General features: G+C 65.4%; 15 protein-coding genes. 8 read left to right on the forward strand and 7 right to left on the reverse strand.

Annotated features, from left to right (window positions below; translation table 11 throughout):
* Positions 1-66 precede the first annotated feature (66 nt).
* A complete protein-coding gene (locus VGN46_RS02865; protein ID WP_331640415.1) occupies positions 67-768 on the reverse strand; it encodes a pirin family protein in 702 nt (233 codons plus the stop codon).
* Positions 769-892: 124 nt separating this feature from the next.
* On the reverse strand, positions 893-1,312 hold the full coding sequence (locus VGN46_RS02870; protein ID WP_331640417.1) for a hypothetical protein: 420 nt from the start codon (positions 1,310-1,312) through the stop codon (positions 893-895).
* A gap of 183 nt (positions 1,313-1,495) precedes the next feature.
* Here VGN46_RS02870 and VGN46_RS02875 point away from each other — a divergent pair, with 183 nt between their 5' ends.
* Together VGN46_RS02875 and VGN46_RS02880 are read left to right on the forward strand one after the other, a co-directional pair.
* Positions 1,496-2,503: an LLM class flavin-dependent oxidoreductase gene (locus VGN46_RS02875; protein ID WP_331640419.1), complete on the forward strand. Its 1,008-nt coding sequence runs from the start codon at positions 1,496-1,498 to the stop codon at positions 2,501-2,503.
* Complete coding sequence (locus VGN46_RS02880) at positions 2,500-2,934, forward strand: putative toxin-antitoxin system toxin component, PIN family (protein WP_331640421.1); 435 nt, start codon at positions 2,500-2,502, stop codon at positions 2,932-2,934. Before VGN46_RS02875 ends, VGN46_RS02880 begins: the two co-directional genes overlap by 4 nt.
* 75 nt (positions 2,935-3,009) lie before the next feature.
* Here the strand turns inward: VGN46_RS02880 and VGN46_RS02885 are convergent, their stop codons facing one another.
* Together VGN46_RS02885 and VGN46_RS02890 are read right to left on the reverse strand one after the other, a co-directional pair.
* Complete coding sequence (locus tag VGN46_RS02885) at positions 3,010-3,675, reverse strand: DUF6348 family protein (RefSeq protein WP_331640423.1); 666 nt, start codon at positions 3,673-3,675, stop codon at positions 3,010-3,012.
* A gap of 32 nt (positions 3,676-3,707) precedes the next feature.
* A complete protein-coding gene (locus tag VGN46_RS02890) occupies positions 3,708-4,535 on the reverse strand; it encodes a DUF72 domain-containing protein (RefSeq protein WP_331640425.1) in 828 nt (275 codons plus the stop codon).
* Between the two features lie 93 nt (positions 4,536-4,628).
* Between VGN46_RS02890 and VGN46_RS02895 the strand changes: the two genes are divergently transcribed.
* A complete protein-coding gene (locus VGN46_RS02895; RefSeq protein ID WP_331640427.1) occupies positions 4,629-5,249 on the forward strand; it encodes a response regulator transcription factor in 621 nt (206 codons plus the stop codon).
* Between the two features lie 6 nt (positions 5,250-5,255).
* On the opposite strand, the gene VGN46_RS02900 is transcribed toward VGN46_RS02895, so the two are convergent.
* Entirely contained in the window at positions 5,256-6,227 is a 972-nt protein-coding gene (locus tag VGN46_RS02900; RefSeq protein ID WP_331640429.1) for a GlxA family transcriptional regulator, read from the reverse strand.
* Between the two features lie 135 nt (positions 6,228-6,362).
* On the opposite strand from VGN46_RS02900, the gene VGN46_RS02905 reads away from it, so the two are divergent.
* From VGN46_RS02905 to bla, 3 genes are all read left to right on the forward strand, one after another.
* Positions 6,363-8,576 (forward strand): TonB-dependent siderophore receptor, encoded by a 2,214-nt coding sequence (locus VGN46_RS02905; RefSeq protein ID WP_331640431.1) that lies wholly within the window; start codon positions 6,363-6,365, stop codon positions 8,574-8,576.
* A complete protein-coding gene (locus tag VGN46_RS02910; protein ID WP_331640433.1) occupies positions 8,576-9,661 on the forward strand; it encodes a PepSY-associated TM helix domain-containing protein in 1,086 nt (361 codons plus the stop codon). The genes VGN46_RS02905 and VGN46_RS02910 overlap by 1 nt, the downstream gene beginning before the upstream one ends.
* Positions 9,662-9,848: 187 nt before the next feature.
* A complete protein-coding gene (bla, locus tag VGN46_RS02915) occupies positions 9,849-10,658 on the forward strand; it encodes a subclass B3 metallo-beta-lactamase (protein ID WP_331640435.1) in 810 nt (269 codons plus the stop codon).
* A gap of 119 nt (positions 10,659-10,777) precedes the next feature.
* Here bla and VGN46_RS02920 read toward each other — a convergent pair whose 3' ends face one another.
* Both VGN46_RS02920 and ligD read right to left on the reverse strand, forming a co-directional pair.
* Entirely contained in the window at positions 10,778-11,674 is an 897-nt protein-coding gene (locus tag VGN46_RS02920) for an acyltransferase (protein WP_331640437.1), read from the reverse strand.
* Between the two features lie 33 nt (positions 11,675-11,707).
* Entirely contained in the window at positions 11,708-13,696 is a 1,989-nt protein-coding gene (gene ligD, locus VGN46_RS02925) for a DNA ligase D (protein ID WP_331640439.1), read from the reverse strand.
* 128 nt (positions 13,697-13,824) lie between these two features.
* Between ligD and VGN46_RS02930 the strand changes: the two genes are divergently transcribed.
* On the forward strand, positions 13,825-15,510 hold the full coding sequence (locus tag VGN46_RS02930) for a copper resistance system multicopper oxidase (RefSeq protein ID WP_331640441.1): 1,686 nt from the start codon (positions 13,825-13,827) through the stop codon (positions 15,508-15,510).
* Positions 15,507-16,424 (forward strand): copper resistance protein B, encoded by a 918-nt coding sequence (locus tag VGN46_RS02935; RefSeq protein ID WP_331640443.1) that lies wholly within the window; start codon positions 15,507-15,509, stop codon positions 16,422-16,424. The genes VGN46_RS02930 and VGN46_RS02935 overlap by 4 nt, the downstream gene beginning before the upstream one ends.
* The last annotated feature ends 44 nt before the right edge of the window (positions 16,425-16,468 follow it).

Below are 16,468 nucleotides of genomic sequence, written 5' to 3' on the forward strand. Positions count from 1 at the left end.
CGCTTGCGCGCGATGAGGCTTGTCGCGAGCACCCATCGCGCGCAAGCGCGCTCCTACAGGTCGGCGTTACGCAGCGCTGTCGACCAACACGAGCTCGGCATCTTCCTTCGCGGTGATGCGCAGTACGCGCTCATCGCGGATCGCCGCGCCATCGCCCTTGCCGAGTGCTTCGCCGTTGATCTCCACGGCACCGGCGGCCGGCACCATGTAGGCGAAGCGGCCTTCGCCCAGCGTGTACTCGGCGGTCTCGCCGGCCTTCAGGCTGGCGCCCAGCACGCGGGCATCGGTGCGGATCGGCAGCGCTTCGCCATCACCGGGCATGCCGCTGGCCAGGGTCACGAACTGGCCCGAGCGCTCGCCCTTCGGGAACGGGCGGGTGCCCCACGAGGGTGCCTTGCGCTCGCCATCGGGAATGATCCAGATCTGGAAGATCCGCGTGGCGTCCGGCTCGGCGTTGTACTCGGCGTGGCGGATGCCGGTGCCGGCGCTCATCACCTGTACGTCTCCCGCTTCGGTACGGCCCTTGTTGCCCAGGCTGTCCTCATGGGTGATCGCACCTTCGCGAACATAGGTGATGATTTCCATATCCGAGTGCGGGTGGGCCGGAAAACCGGTACCGGCGGCGATCGTGTCATCGTTCCACACGCGCAGCGCGCCCCAGCCCATCCGCTTCGGGTCATGGTACGAGGCGAACGAGAAGTGATGCTTCGCATCGAGCCAGCCGTGGTTGGCGCCACCAAGCGTGTTGAAGCGGCGGATGTCGATCATGTTCATGCTCCCCCGGTGGTCACCGGAATGGTTGAGTGGATGGGTGTATTTTCCGCTTCCGTCCCGGCTTGCGGAGCATCGATGGGCCGAACGGATCGTTTCCCTTGGTGACCAAAAGGGCTTGCTAGATCGGCTTCTGTTTGATTTCGCGAACGACCTTGACCGCGGGGCACCATGCGCTGCCAGCGATCTGCGCGCCCTTGCGGAGAAGCTGGCCGATCTGGCTGGGGCCATGCGAAGGGCAGCGGGCAATCAGGGTGCTAACCGGGAGCAGTCGGTGCCGTTCGGTGTAGAACGGCCACGCCAGGTTCCAGGCCGACTGGCGCGGCACGATGCGGCTGGTCATCCGCCTGGGCTCGCCGTCACGGATCGCATCGACGAACGCCTGGGCCCGAGCGGATTCACTGATCCGCACGACGAACTCGTCCGAACCGGTGCGGCCTACCGGCTGTACGGCGAAGTAGCGGTCGGTCTGCAGGGAATCGGCCCCAGCGGCGCTGGGCAGGGTAAGCACAAGCGCAGCGAACCATCGAATCGATTGCATGGGTTTCCTTCCTTGGCGGGTTCGAGCAGGGAAGCACGCGGCATGTCGGGCGGTCTATGCCCTCAATGCATGCAAGGGGCGGGGCCTACAGCACATGTCGGCATTCACTTACATGGTTGCCTTTGGCCGAAGGCCGCCCATATGGAAGGGATCGGTGCGCCTTCGCACCCCAAGGATTGCCTCATGATTCCGTTCTCAGTGCTCGACCTGGCCCCCGTGCCACGCGGCGCCACCCCCGGTGACGCCTTACGCCATTCACGCGACCTGGCTATCCATGCCGAACGCCTGGGTTTCCACCGCTATTGGCTGGCCGAGCACCACAACATGACGGGCATCGCCAGCGCCGCCACGGCGGTGGTCATCGGCTACATCGCGGAAGCGACGAAGACCATACGCGTCGGCTCCGGCGGGATCATGCTGCCCAACCACGCACCGCTGGTGATCGCCGAACAGTTCGGTACGTTGGCGTCGTTGTATCCCGGCCGCATCGACCTGGGCCTGGGCCGCGCCCCCGGTACCGATTACGCCACCGCGCGCGCGTTGCGCCGCGCGCTGGGCTCCAGTGACGATCGCTTCCCCGAAGACGTGGTCGAGTTGCAGCACTACCTCGGGCCGCTGCAACCGGGTCAGACCGTACGCGCCGTGCCGGGCATCGATACGCGGGTGCCGCTCTGGCTGCTAGGCTCCAGCCTGTTCAGCGCACGGCTTTCCGCTGAACTTGGCCTCCCGTTCGCCTTTGCCTCGCACTTTGCGCCCGACCTGATGATGCAGGCCCTTGAGGTATACCGCACGATGTTCCGTCCTTCGGAGGTGCTGGCCAAGCCCTACGCGATGCTCGGCATCAACGTGGTCGCCGCCGATACCGACGCGGAAGCGAATCGTTTGTTCACGTCGCAGCAGCAGGCGTTCTGGAACCTGCGCCGCGGTGCGCCTGGCCAGTTGCCGCCACCGGTGAATAGCATGGAAGGGATCTGGACGCCGCAGGAAAAGGCTCAGGTAGATCATGCCCTGGCCTGTGCCGTGGTCGGCTCGGCGGATACCGTGGGTAAGGGCCTCGCTGCCTTCATCGAGCGTACGCAACCCGACGAACTGATCATCACCGCGCAGGTCTTCGACCACGAGGCGCGCAAGCACTCGTACACGCTGGTGGCCGAACAGCACGCGAAGCTCGCCGCGAGCGCCGCTGCATGACGGTGCGGGTAGTCCTCGACACCAACGTGTGCCTGGACGCCTTCGTCTTCTGTGACCCCCGCGCCGCGCCCCTGGTCGCGGCGATCGAGGCCGGGGAAGTGGAAGCGGTAACCCGCGACGATTGCCGTGCGGAATGGCTCGCTGTGCTCGACTACTCGACGCTGAAGCTCGACGATGACCGACGCACGGCGGCGGTCTCCCGGTTCGATGCGCTGGTGCGCGTGCTGCCCTCGCGTGAGTGCGAGAAGCCGCCGCCGCGCTGCAAGGATCCCGACGACCAGAAGTTCCTGGAGCTGGCCGCGTCGTCACGCGCCTCCATCGTGTTCTCGCGCGATGCGGAAGTGCTCCGCCTCGGTCGCCGCACCAAGCGCGAAGGCCTCTTCGACATCATGCGCCCCGAAGAGTGGCCCGCCTTCCGTGATGCGGACTGATCTTTTGTAGGAGCGCGCTTGCGCACGATGGGGCTTGCCGTACACCCCACCGCGCGCAAGCGCGCTCCTACAGGGTCAGTCGGCGGGGACGAGCGCGATGAAGTTGCGCAGGCTGTAATAGCGCTCGTGCTGCGGCCAGTCGACCGAGGCGATCGCCTTGTGCCCGGCGGCCCAGGGTTCGTTGTCGAGTAGCACTTCCACCTGGGTCTTGCCATCGCCGACGTTGCCGTAGAACACGCGGATCCAGTGGATGTCTTCGGTCAGCGGTGCGGTAGCGATCGCGGCTTCCAGTGCCGACAGGCCGTCTTCGGGGATCTCCATGGGCGCGTCGCTTTCGCCGCGCAGGGTAAAGTCACCGATATAGATGGTGAACCGATGCGTGCCCACGCTGAGCTCGCGCACGGCCAGCTTCTTCGGGTTCACCACATGCCAGCAGGCAGCGAGCACGACGTGGAAATCGTTGCGCGCAAAGCTGTCCAGCGCATCGCGCACGCCCACCTTGCCGGTGCCGACGCCACCGAAGCTCTCCTCGATGGTCCGCTCTTCGTCGAGCACGATATCGATGTCGAGACGGCCCATGCCGCCGCCCTTGCCCTCCTGCCAGATGCCGCGGATGGCCGGGTAATCGCCGTCATCCGATCCATCGTCGTCCGAGGTGAGCAGCCAGTCTTCGTCCGGCACGAGGCCAACGTCGTTGGCGCCGAAGAGGTGGATGAGGCTGTTCTGGATAAGTTGGTCCATGGTTTTTCCGGTACGTGGATCAGTGGGACGGATTATGCGGTGTCGACGGCCCGTGCGAGCGCCATCGCGGCGGCGGGATTGCGTTCTTTCGCCGCCGAGATGAAATACACGAAGACCTCCTTCGGCGGCCCTTTCATGACGGGCTTACCCACGTGCGGTAAGTCGACCGGGTCGCCACCACCCGCCCATGCGGCGGCGCGCGCAGCCCAGTCCTCCAGGCCCTTCGCCGGGTAACCCGCTGTGTGGTTGGCCTGGCTGCGCATCAGCCGCGCGTAGGCGAACGGCCCGGTCAGGTCGGCCAGGTTGGGGTAATCGGGCGAATCGGTATACACGGTCGCCACGCCGCGTGCCCGGGCAAGGTCAAGCCAGCGTGGGTCGAGGAAGCTCTTGTGGCGCACCTCCACGGCATGGCGCAGTGGTACGCCACCGGCCTCTCCCGGGAGCAGGTCGAGGAAGGCCGCCATGTCGTCAGGGTCGAACGGGCGCGTCGGCAGACACTGCCACAGCACCGGACCGAGCCGGTCGCCTAGTGCCGCGGCGCCTTCAAGGAATTGCCCTACCCGCTCGCCAGTCGTTGCCAACAGCTTCGTCTGCATGATGTGCCGTGGCGCCTTCACCGAGAACACAAAGCCATCCGGCACCGTGGCCGCCCACTGCCGGTATATCGCCGGCGCGGGCGCGCGGTAGTAGGTACCGTTGATCTCGATGGTGGTGACCTGGCGGCTGGCATATTCGAGCTCGCGCTTCTGGACGAGGCCCTCCGGATAGAAGACGCCGCGCCATGGCGCAAAGGTCCAGCCACCCATGCCGGTACGGATCGTGCCCTGGGGAGTGCGTTTCGTGGCCATCGTGGTGTGCATGCTCGCAGGTCGTGGGTGGAGGTCATGTCGTTACATGCTGCGTGGGAGCGGATCGGCGATACTCCGTGCCCAGGACCTTGCCACCTTCGCGCCATGCCCACCATCCGTATCATGACCGTCGACGACCATCCCTTGCTGCGCGAGGGCATCGCCGCCGTGCTCGAAGGCCAGTCCGGGCTGGAGCTGGTGGCCGAGGCGAGCACGGGCGAGGAAGCCATCGAGCGCTACCGCAAGCTGCGCCCCGACCTTACCCTCATGGACTTGCAAATGCCCGGCATGGGCGGCATCGCCGCGATCGAAGCGATTCGTGCCGAATTCCCGGAGGCGCGTATCCTCGTGCTCACGACGTATCGTGGTGACGTGCAAGCGCTACGCGCGTTTCGCGCCGGCGCGCAGGGTTACCTGCTGAAAAGCGAGTTGCGCAAGGACATGCTCAGCACGATCACCCAGATGATGGATGGCAAGCGCCGCGTCCCGGACGAGATCGCGCACGAGATGGCCGGGCATGCGAATGACGACGAGCTCACGCCGCGCGAGATGCAGGTGCTCACCCATGTCGCCACGGGTGCGGCCAATCGTGACGTCGCCGCCACGCTGGGCATCGCCGAGGAAACCGTGAAAGCGCACATGAAAAGCATCCTGGCCAAGCTGCAGGCGAACGATCGCACGCATGCGGTGGCGATCGCCCTGCGCCGCGGCATCATCGAGCTGTAGGCGTGCTCAGGTGCGGGCGTGCGCGTAGCGCTTGCGGTAATCCGCCGGGGTGACCCCGAGGCGGCGCATGAAGGCGCGGCGTAACCCGTTCGCATCGGCGTAACCCAGTTTAGCCGCCACGCGCTTGGGCGTGTCGTGGCCTTCTTCCAGCCAACGGCGCGCGGCCTCCACCCGCATGTTCTCCACGAACTCGGCCGGCGTCATGCCCACCTCGCGGTGGAACACACGGGCGAAGTGGCGCGGACTCATCCCGGCGCGCGCCGCCATGCTCGCCACGGAGTGGTCTTCGCCGGGGTGGGCGGCGATGTAACGTTGCAGCTCCTGCAGCGCACCGCGGCCTGCGGGTGCCGCCTCGCCATGGCGGCTGAACTGCATCTGCCCGCCAGGCCGGCGGTAGAACACCACCAGCTCCGCGGCAACCGCCATGGCCACGTCGCGGCCGAGATCCTCTTCGACCAGTGCGATCGCCAGATCCATGCCGGCGGTGACCCCGGCGGCCGTGCACACCGGGCCATCGCGCACCACGAACGCGTCCGCTTCGACGGTGAGCGAGGGATGGCGGCTGCCAAGCAGCTCGGCGACCTTCCAGTGGGTCGTGGCACGGCGGCCGTCGAGCAGGCCGGTCTGGGCGAACAGCAGGGCACCGCTGCAGATCGAGCCGTAGCGTCGGGAGCGACCCGCGTGTACCCGCAGCCAGGCCAGGGTGTGCAGGTCGGTCGCGGCCTGCGCCAGGTCCGGCGAGCCCGCAACGAGCAGGGTATCCAGGGTCTCGATGCTGTCCTGGGTGCTGCGGTCGGGAAGGAAGCGAATACCGGAGGAGGCGGCCACGGCCAGCGGTGCGGTGCCTACCGTGAGGACGCTATAGACCTCGCGCCCGGTCTGGCGGTTGGCCTCGGCGAACACATCGGCCGGGCCGGAGACGTCCAGCATCTGCACCCCAGGCGGGGCGACGATGACGATGGCCAGGGGCTTTGGCATGGCCAGAGTATGGCTGTAATCGATACTCTATGACAAATGCGGCCGCGACAGGCGACAAAAAAGCATGATGTATTTGATCTGATAATCAGTCGTATTTACGATTAGCACCTTTCGCACGATCCAAGGCTGCTGTCGATGTCCCTTCGCCCCACCGTCCTCGCCCTCGCGCTGGCCGGCGCCCTTACCGCGCCCGCCGTGTTTGCCCAGGACGCTCCGCCTCCCTCACCTACCAACCTCGAGGGTGTGAAGGTCGTTGGCGACTGGCTCGGCGATGCCCAGCAGAACGTGGTCCAGAACCATCCGGGCGCCCGTACCGTGGTGCGCCGCGAGCAACTGCGCGAGGCCGGTGCGACCAACCTGCGTGATGCGCTGCGCCGTATCCCGGGCGTCCAGGTACAGGAGAGCAATGGCACGGGCGGCAGCGATGTCTCGTTGAACGTCGGTGTGCGCGGTCTGACTTCGCGCCTGTCCCCGCGCTCGACCATCCTGCTCGATGGCGTGCCGCTGGCGGTGGCGCCGTATGGCCAGCCACAGGTCTCGATGGCGCCCGTGGGCCTGGGCAACCTGCAGGCCGTGGACGTCGTCCGCGGCGGCGGTTCCGTGCGTTACGGGCCGCAGAACGTCGGCGGCATCATCAACTTTGTCACGCGCGATATTCCCGAGACGTTCGGCGGCAGCGCAGGCGTGCAGTTCCAGGGTAGTGAGCACGGTGGCATCCGCACCAACACCAACCTGTTCCTCGGCGGAACCACGCAGAACGGCCTTGGCCTCGCCCTGCTCTACAACGGCCTGCACGGCCCGGGCTACCGCGAGCACGAAGATAACGAGAGCATCGACGATGTGATGCTCAAGGCGAAGTACGCGATCACCAGCGAAGACACGCTCACCGGCAGCATTCATCACTACGATGGCCAGGCTGGCATGCCGGGTGGCCTCACCCAGGCCGATTACGACGCCGATCCGTTCCAGTCGCGCCGCCCGTATGACGACTTCCACGGCCGCCGCACCGATTACGTGCTGAAGTACAGCCACGTGGACGATCGCCGCTCGTTCGAAGTGCAGTCGTACTACTCCGACAGCTTCCGCGGCAGCCATATCGAAACCATCACCGAGAACGCGAACGGCAGCTACGCGCACCAGCTCAACGCGTACCCGCGTAACTACCACGTGTTCGCGATCGAGCCGCGTTACTCGGAGCTATTTGACTGGGGCCAGGTGACGCACGAGATCGGCGTGGGCTACCGCTACACCAACGAAGCGATGCACGAGCAGACCTTCCGCAACAACAAGTACACCTCGAACCTCTGGTACACGCCGTTCACCGGCGATCCGTACAACGGCCCGTACGTGCTCTCCGGCAACAACACCGGCAGTAATGAGGCGCATGCGCTGTATATCGACGATACGATCAACGCAGGCGACTGGACGATCACGCCAGGTCTCCGCTACGAACGCATTCGTAGCCAGTGGCAGGCCCATCCGAGCAGCACGGTGATCGTCAAGGGCCCGACCGCGCGCCGGGAGTCGTACTCGAAGCCGCTGCCTTCGCTCAACGTGATGTACCACCTGAGCGAGGCGTGGAAACTCTACGCCAACGCGGAAACCTCATTCGGTTCGCTGCAGTACTTCCAGATCGGCCAGAAGGACTCCACCGGCCAGTTTGCCCAGGGCCTGGAACCCGAACTCGCGCGTACCTATGAAATCGGCACGCGCTACGACGACAAGGCATGGGGTGGCGAGATCAGCCTGTTCCGGATCAACTTCGACCATGAGCTGCAGCTGGTCGGCAAGCTGCCCAATGTGCCGGATTCGTACGAAGGCTGGACCAGTCTCGGCGCTACCACGCACAAGGGTATCGAGACCTCGGCGCACCTGGACTTCGGCTCGTTTGCTGATGTGCTCGATGGCCTTACCCTGTGGGGCACGGCGACGTATACGCATGCCTTCTACAAGCATGGCTCGTTCGCCGGGAAGGACCTGCCGTTCTATTCGCGGCGCACGGCTAACCTTGGCCTGCGTTACAGCATCGCCGCATGGACCTTCAACCTCGACGCGTTCTCGCAGTCGCGCCAGCACTCACCGGGCTCGCCGAGCTTCGATCCGGCCAACCCGACCGTGTACGTGACCGAGCCTTCCGCCGACGGCGATCTCGGCAACATCCTGGGCTGGACGACGTGGAACGCCCGCGGCGAGTATGCCTTCGGGCCTTCGTTGTCGAACCTGCGTCTTGGCGTGGGTGTGAAGAACCTCTTTGATCGTCGCTATTTCACCCGCAGCACCGACAACAACGATGGTCTCTACGTCGGGATGCCGCGCACGTACTTCGTCCAGGCCTCGGTAGATTTCTGATGACCCCCCGCCCGCGCCGTTTTCGCAGCACCCTGAAGACCTTGCACTTGTGGCTGGGGATGTCGCTTGGCCTACTACTGGCGCTGGTAACGCTTTCGGGCAGCGTGTTGCTGTGGGAGCAACCGCTGTTTGCGGCGGGGCACCCCGAGTTGGTCGCGCGGCCCTTGCCGGATCTCGCGACGCAAGCGCGTTCGCTGGAAACGGTGCTTTCATCAAAAGAGGCGAAGGGCCTTCGCGGGCTTTCGGTGCCGGACGCGGAGCTTCCCGTGTGGGAAGCCCAGGCGCGCGGTGGCGATCGGTTTTATTTCGATGCGACGACCGGTGAACACCTGCTCACACGGCACAAGAGCGGCGATGGCCTGTTGATGCTGCTCGACTGGCATACGCATCTGCTGACCGGCGAGGTCGGCGAGACCGTGCTCGGCGTCGTGGCGATCACCGGATTGTTCATGCTGTTCTCGGGCGTGTGGTTGTACTGGCCGGGTCGCCAGCGTGCGCTGAAGCACCTCAAACCGCACACGAACCCGCCGGTACTGCGCTGGGCCAGTTTCCATCGTGCGGTCGGCGTCATCGCCCTGCCCTTGCTCATCCTCATGATCGGCACCGGGACCACCATGGCGTACCGTGGCGCCGTGCGTAACGGGCTTACCGCCGCCTTTGGCGAAAAGGCACCGGCGAAGCCGCCGAAGACCGCGCCCGTCGACGGTCCCGTCGACTGGGCGGCCGTGCTGGCCGCGGCGCAGGCGGCGGTGCCCGACGCGGAGTTGACCCGGATTACCTTGCCCGGCAAGGACACCGGCACGATCGCATTGCGCGTCCGCCATGCCGGCGAATGGAACCTGGCCGGCCGCAGCAGCGTCTTCGTCGATGGCCACGACGCGAAGGTGATCGGCGGCAGCGATGCCACGAAGCTTGGCCCTGGCGGGCGGCTCTCCGATGCGCTGTTCCCGATTCACTCGGCCGCAGTGGGTGGCATCGCGTGGCGGGTGGTGGCGTGTTTTACGGGCGTGCTGCCGAGCTTCCTGCTGGTCACGGGTTTCCTGTTCTGGCGCGCCCGTCGGCGTCGTCCGGCCGCGCGGGGGTAAAGGGTTCCGGTGGATCGCGCGCAAGCGCGCTCCTACACAAGCCCTGCGCAGGTCCCGTGTAGGAGCGCGCTTGCGCGCGATCCACGGTCACTGAAACCCCGCTGCCCGCCTTTCGCCAGATGAAGGACCGGCATCGGCCTTGGTACGGCCGTTATCCTGCGCGTCCATCTACCGCCGGGAACTTCCCATGCGCCGCGCCCTGCCCTTGCTAGTCGGCCTCGCCGCCCTGCCCGCTTTCGCCCAGTCACCTACCGCGCCGGTCAAGGCCTGGAGCGAGCCCTCGGCGCCGCATGTGATCTACGGCAACACCTACCAGGTAGGCACGAAGGGCCTGTCGTCGATCCTGGTCACCTCGCCGCAGGGCCACATCCTGATCGATGGCACGTGGACAAAGAACGCGCCGCTGATCGAAGCCAACATCCGCAAGCTCGGGTTCCGCGTCGAAGACATCAAGCTGATCCTCAACTCACACGCACACCACGATCACGCGGGGGCGATCGGACAACTCGCCAGGGACAGTGGCGCGAAGGTGCGTGCGACGGCCGCGGGCGCCAGGGCGATGCGCCTGGGCGGCAAGGATCCGGAGGATCCGCAGTACACGCCGGATTCGGAAGATGCCTACCCGACGTTCCCCGTGACCGGCGACATCGTCGATGGCACCGTGGTCACCGTGGGTTCCCTGAAACTCACCGCGCACATCACGCCAGGACATACACCGGGTGGTACCGCGTGGACGTGGGATGCGTGCGAGGGCAGCGCGTGCAAGCACATCGCGTACGCCGACAGCCTGTTCGCGTTCTCGTCGGGAACGTATCGCTATTCGGATCATCCCGCGTATGTGGCTGCGTACCGCAAGACCTTCGATCGCGTCGCAACGCTACCGTGCGACATCCTGGTGACGCCGCACCCTGAGCAGGGCGAAGGAAAAACCTGCGCGACCTACGCGCAAGCCGGCCGCGAGCGACTCGAAGAAAAACTCAAGGAAGAAGCGAAGTAACATGCTTTTTGTAGGAGCGCGCTTGCGCGCGACATCTTTCGTGAAAGAGCTCAGGCCCTGCAGCGGTTAGGCGAAAGATGTCGCGCGCAAGCGCGCTCCTACAGGGGCGGTTGTCGCGATCAGGCGGTTCTTGCGAAGGTCTGGGCGATGCGCTCGTCTTTCTCCACCCAAAGCTCGTTGATCCAGGCCTGGAAGCGTTCGCGGAAGGCGGTGTCGCCTTCGTAGTCGCCGCGCATGTTTTCCGGGATGGGGAGCTTGCGTACATGGATACGGACTTCGCGGATGCGGCCTGCGAGCATGTCCATCATGCTGCCGGCACCATCGGGGTAGACAATGGTTACGTCGAGCATGTGCCGGATCGCATCGCCCATCGCATCGATCACAAAGGCCACACCACCCGCCTTCGGGCGAAGCAGGTGACGATACGGCGAGTTCTGCGCATCGTGCTTGGCCTTGGTGAAGCGGGTGCCTTCGGTGAAGTTCATGATCGCCACCGGCAGGTGGCGGAACTTTTCGCAGGCACGACGCGTGGCATCGCGGTCGCGTGACTTCAGCTCGGGGTGCCGCGCGAGTTCCTCACGCGAATGCCGCTTCATGAACGGGAAATCCAATGCCCACCAAGCGGGCCCTAACAGCGGCACCCAGATCAGCTGGCTCTTCAGGAAGAAACGCATGAACGGAATGCGGCGGTTGAAGATCTTCTGTAGGGCAGGGATATCGATCCAGCTCTGGTGGTTGCACACCACCAGGTAGTTATCGCGCACGGAGAGGCCATCTACACCATCCACGGTCCAGCGCGTTCGGGTGAAAGCGCCCCACAGCCAGCCGTTGATGCTGAGCCAGCTCTCCGCGATATACACCAGCACGCCACCGCAGGCATCGCGCAGTGCCTTCACCGGCAGCACGATGCGCACCAGTGTCAGCAGCAACAGCGGAAGCACGTGCAGCACCGTATTGCACAGCAGAAACAGGCAGGCGAGCGGCACGCGCAGGAAGACGGGAAGCGAGGCGAACATGGAGGTATCGAGCCGGATGAGAATGCGCCCAGTCTACAGGCCCAGCCGCGCTACCACGTCATCCAGGCTTTGCTGCACCGCGTCGATGCCCTCCCACGGATCTTTCTTCTGGCGAGCCAGACGCTTGGGTACCGTGTGCAGGTTGAAGTCGGCACCGGATTTGAGCTTGCCGAGCTCATCCCAGCGCAACGGCACCGCCGCCGGCGCACCCGCGCGGGCACGTAGCGAGTACGAGGCCACCGCCGTGGCGCCGCGGCCATTACGCAGGTAGTCGATATAGATCTTGCCCACGCGCACCTTCTTCGCGGCCGTGGCGACGAATTCCAGCGGATGGGCCTGCGCCAGGGCCTCGGCGAAGCCACGCGCGAACGTGCGTACGGTCTCCCAGTCGGCGGCGGGCGCCAGCGGCACCACGACATGCAGGCCCTTGCCGCCCGTGGTCCGTACGAAGGAGGTGAGACCGAGCTGCTTGAGAAAATTCCTAACCGTGCGTGCCGCGTTAATCACGCGTTTCCATGCCACGCCATCGCCCGGGTCGAGATCGAAGATGACGCGATCCGCAGCATTCGAGGTCTTGACGTGGGAGCCCCAGGGGTGGAATTCGATCGCGCCGAACTGGACCAGTTCCATCAAGCCGGTGGCGTCCTTCGGATACAGGTAAACGGCCTGGGTACCGGTCTCTTCCTTGAGTTTTGCCGATCCGACATGGTGCAGGCCCGTGATCATGTGTTTCTGGAAGAAGCAGTGCTCACCGATGCCACCCGGGCAACGCAGCATGGGCATCGGCCGGTCGGCGATCGGCGGCAGGAACCAGGGCATCACCGCCTTGTAGTAGTCGGCGACGTCCTGCTTGGTAATGCCGTCGTCCGGGTACACGATGCGATCCGGATGCGTGATGGTGATCTCGTCGCTGCCCACGGGCTTCTTCCTCGCGGCCTTCGTCGCCGCCGTTTTGGTGGATGCGGACGGGGCTCGATCGCTATCGCGCAGGTCCTTCGGTGCCTTGTCGATCCGCAGCGCCTTCAGGCTCGGCTGACGTAGCAGGCCCAGGTTGCCGATGCCCCGGTAATAAACCTCGGCAACCACCTTGGGTTGAACCCACAAGGCACCGCGGAGCAGGGGATCGATGCCATCGAGCGGTACCGGCGGAGTCTTCGCTCCGCCCTTGGCGAGCGACTTGCCGAGCTCGCGAAGCATGTCCTCGGTGAAACCAGTGCCGACACGGCCCACGTAAGTCCATCGGCCTTTCACACCCGGTTTGGCGAGCAACAGCGAGCCGAAGGACACCCGGGAGCCCTTGGCCGGCGTATAACCGATCACGACAAACTCATCCGCCTCCAGGCGCTTGATCTTCAGCCAGTCGTCGTTACGGCCGCTGTGGTATGGACCGTCCGCGCGCTTGGCGATGATGCCTTCGAGCTTCTCCTTCATCGCCAAGGCGAACACCGCGTCACCATCACCCACGTTGTGTCCGCTATAGCCGAGATGGGGTGGGGCATGTGCGAGCAGGCGTTCGAGCAACGCCTTGCGTTCGACCAGTGCCGTGCGCGAAAGATCGAAACCCTGCAGGTAAGGCACATCGAACAACATGTACACGAGCGGCGCCTGCGCCTCACCAGAAAGGGTCTTCTGCAGGGCATTAAAGTCACTCCGGCCCTGCGTATCGAGGGCGATGAGCTCGCCGTCCAGACGCGCACTGTCGAGGCCAAGCGCTTCGATCGCCTCGACGATCTCCGGGATCCGTTCGTTCCAAGGCAGTCCATTGCGTGACCAGACACTGACCTCGCCGTCGGCGATACCCGTGAGGATCCGATAGCCATCCCACTTCACCTCGTGCAACCACCCGTCACCGTGCGGTGGTGCCTCGCTCAGGCGTGCCAGTTGCGGTGGAAAGAAGGCGGCGCTGGCCCTGGCTTTTTTCGCGCCCTTGATCGCCGCGACAGCTTTCGTCAGCGTGGCGACCGATACACGCCTCGTCTTCGGCGTGACCCCGGCATGAGTGACGATGTCCTGGAGGCTCATGGCTGGATGATTGGAGCGTGGCGGTGAAAAGGCTGTGCAGCCGCTCGGAGCCTGCTCCAGAGTTGTCGGGCCGTAGCTGGCATCGGTACGCTCGGCGTCCCGATGCTTTCACTGGATGCTCGCACGCCATGCACGGCCGCCGTCTTGCCTTGTTCGACCCCTCGCGCCGCCGCTTTGTCCAAGGGCTGGCGGTGGCTGGCGTGGGCCTGGCCGCCGGCGTCATCCGCGCAGGTGAGGTCGATGCGCCGATGCCGCGCATGGCCTCGCTGCAGGGCCCCGCATTCCGGCTAGCGGTGTGCGAGGCCGCGGTGGACTTCACCGGCCGCGCACGTAAGGCGGTCACCTTGAACGGCGGCGTGCCCGGGCCGACGCTGCGCTGGCGCGAAGGTGACGACGTAAGCATCACGATCGACAACCGGCTGGATACCGTGACCTCGCTGCACTGGCATGGGCTTATCGTGCCGGCGGACCAGGATGGCGTGCCCGGGCTCAGCTTCGATGGCATCCCGCCGCGCACCCCCTTTACCTATCGCTTTCCGGCGAAACAGGCGGGCACGTACTGGTATCACGCGCATAGCCGCTTCCAGGAACAGAGCGGCTTGTACGGCGCCATTGTCATCGAACCGACGGGCGGAGAGCGGTACCACGCCGATCGCGAGCACCTGATCCTCATCAGTGACTGGAGCGATGAGGATCCCGAGCGCATCTACGCGAAGCTGCGCACGCGTTCGGACATCTACAACTACGGCCAGCCCACCTTGGCCGGGTTCCTGCGCGATGCACGGGAGAAGGGTTTCCACGACGCAGTCACCATGCGCCGGATGTGGAACCAGATGCGGATGAACCCGACCGATCTGGCCGACGTCTCCGCTGCCACCTACACCTACCTGGTCAATGGAACGGCGCCTGCTGGCAACTGGACCGGTGAGTTCCGGCCGGGCGAGCGCGTGCGGCTGCGCCTCATCAACGGATCCTCCAATTCGATCTTCGACCTGCGTATCCCGGGCCTGCGCATGCAGGTCGTCGCGGCGGACGGGCAGGACATCGTGCCGGTAGACGTGGACGAACTGCGACTCTCGGCGGCGGAAACGTACGATGTCATCGTGACGCCCACGGACGATCGCGCATACACCGTATTCGCCCAGTCGATCGATCGCTCCGGCTATGCACGAGCGACCCTGGCGCCCCGTCCTGGCATGCAAGCCGAGGTACCCGCGCTGGATCCACGGCCACGCCTGGCCATGCGCGACATGATGGGCTCCATGGCGGACGACGCCACGGACAGTGGCATGGTTATGGCCCACCACGCGAATACGGAATACGGCCCGAATAACGACATGCGCGTGGATATGCCGCGGACCAACCTCGACGATCCGGGCGTGGGGCTGCGCGAGCGCAAGCACCGCGTCCTGAGCTATGCCGACCTGCATACCGTGGGTGGCGCGATCGATACACGCGAACCGGGACGTACCATCGAGCTGCATCTCACCGGCAACATGGAACGCTTCGCGTGGGGCTTCGATGGGCAGAAGTACTCCGAGGCGAAGCCGATCCATTTCCGCAAGGGCGAGCGCCTGCGTGTCACGCTGGTGAACGACACGATGATGAATCACCCGATCCACCTGCATGGCATGTGGAGCGAGATGGAATCCCCCGCGGGCGAATTCCTGGTGCGCAAGCACACGGTGAATGTGCAGCCCGCGCAGCAGGTGAGCTACGCGGTGACCGCGAACAATCCCGGCCGCTGGGCCTTCCATTGCCACATGCTGTTCCACATGGAAGCGGGGATGTTCCGCGAAGTGGTGGTGTCATGAGACGCTGGTTACTCGCGATCGCACTGTGCCCGCTTGGTGTGGCGGCGCAGGACATGCAGCACATGGAGGGTATGGACCACAGCGCCGTGGAGCAGCCGCAGCCGCTGTCGCACCCAACACCCGCGTCCGACGCCCACGCCGACCATGACATGGGTGGGATGGGCGGCATGAAGATGGGCCCGATGCAGGGCGGCACCGCGCCACCCGATGCGCGCAATCCAGACTATTCCGATGGCATCGCGCCGTCCGCGATGCAGGGCATGGCCATGCACGATATGGACGACACCGCGCCCAACGCCATGCTGCTGCTCGATCGCGTCGAAGCGTTCGCCGGGCAGGGCGGGCACGGCCAGTCGTGGGAGGCGGAAGGCTTCTACGGTAACGACACCGACAAGCTCTGGTTCCGCAGCGAAGGTGAGCGCGCAGGCGGGCGCCCGCATGAAGGTGATGCGGAGCTGTTCTGGAGCCATGCGGTCGCCACGTTCTGGGACACGCAGCTCGGCGTGCGCAGTGACTTTGGCGAGGGACCGAAACGGCAGTGGGCCGCGTTCGGCCTGCAGGGCCTCGCGCCGTACTGGTTCGAACTGGAAGCCACGGCCTACGTGGGCCAGGGTGGGCGTACCGCGGCGCGGGTACGCGCGGAGTACGAACTGCGCTTCACCCAGCGCCTGATCCTGCAACCCGAGCTGGAGGTGAATGCGTATGGTAAGGATGACGAGCGCCGCGGCCTTCGCTCGGGCATCGCATCGGTGGAAGGTGGCCTGCGCCTGCGGTACGAGTTCACCCGCGCCTTCGCGCCTTATGTGGGCGTCGCGTGGGAGCACCTCACCGGCGGCACGGCCGACCTGGCCAGTGAACAGGGCCGCCGGGTCACGGACAGGCGCTGGGTCGCGGGGGTACGGCTCTGGTTCTGACCGAAAGGGTTATTGACCCAAGGGCTTGATCGGTCGATCTTTCG

This window comes from Luteibacter sp. (genome assembly GCF_036500425.1).
Lineage (GTDB): Bacteria > Pseudomonadota > Gammaproteobacteria > Xanthomonadales > Rhodanobacteraceae > Luteibacter.

Bases quoted from the DNA above. Each gene is read 5' to 3' on its own strand.
- VGN46_RS02865 (WP_331640415.1), bottom strand. From the start codon at position 768: ATGATCGACATCCGCCGCTTCAACACGCTTGGTGGCGCCAACCACGGC.
- VGN46_RS02870 (WP_331640417.1), bottom strand. From the start codon at position 1,312: ATGCAATCGATTCGATGGTTCGCTGCGCTTGTGCTTACCCTGCCCAGC.
- VGN46_RS02875 (WP_331640419.1), top strand. From the start codon at position 1,496: ATGATTCCGTTCTCAGTGCTCGACCTGGCCCCCGTGCCACGCGGCGCC.
- VGN46_RS02880 (WP_331640421.1), top strand. From the start codon at position 2,500: ATGACGGTGCGGGTAGTCCTCGACACCAACGTGTGCCTGGACGCCTTC.
- VGN46_RS02885 (WP_331640423.1), bottom strand. From the start codon at position 3,675: ATGGACCAACTTATCCAGAACAGCCTCATCCACCTCTTCGGCGCCAAC.
- VGN46_RS02890 (WP_331640425.1), bottom strand. From the start codon at position 4,535: ATGCACACCACGATGGCCACGAAACGCACTCCCCAGGGCACGATCCGT.
- VGN46_RS02895 (WP_331640427.1), top strand. From the start codon at position 4,629: ATGCCCACCATCCGTATCATGACCGTCGACGACCATCCCTTGCTGCGC.
- VGN46_RS02900 (WP_331640429.1), bottom strand. From the start codon at position 6,227: ATGCCAAAGCCCCTGGCCATCGTCATCGTCGCCCCGCCTGGGGTGCAG.
- VGN46_RS02905 (WP_331640431.1), top strand. From the start codon at position 6,363: ATGTCCCTTCGCCCCACCGTCCTCGCCCTCGCGCTGGCCGGCGCCCTT.
- VGN46_RS02910 (WP_331640433.1), top strand. From the start codon at position 8,576: ATGACCCCCCGCCCGCGCCGTTTTCGCAGCACCCTGAAGACCTTGCAC.
- bla (WP_331640435.1), top strand. From the start codon at position 9,849: ATGCGCCGCGCCCTGCCCTTGCTAGTCGGCCTCGCCGCCCTGCCCGCT.
- VGN46_RS02920 (WP_331640437.1), bottom strand. From the start codon at position 11,674: ATGTTCGCCTCGCTTCCCGTCTTCCTGCGCGTGCCGCTCGCCTGCCTG.
- ligD (WP_331640439.1), bottom strand. From the start codon at position 13,696: ATGAGCCTCCAGGACATCGTCACTCATGCCGGGGTCACGCCGAAGACG.
- VGN46_RS02930 (WP_331640441.1), top strand. From the start codon at position 13,825: ATGCACGGCCGCCGTCTTGCCTTGTTCGACCCCTCGCGCCGCCGCTTT.
- VGN46_RS02935 (WP_331640443.1), top strand. From the start codon at position 15,507: ATGAGACGCTGGTTACTCGCGATCGCACTGTGCCCGCTTGGTGTGGCG.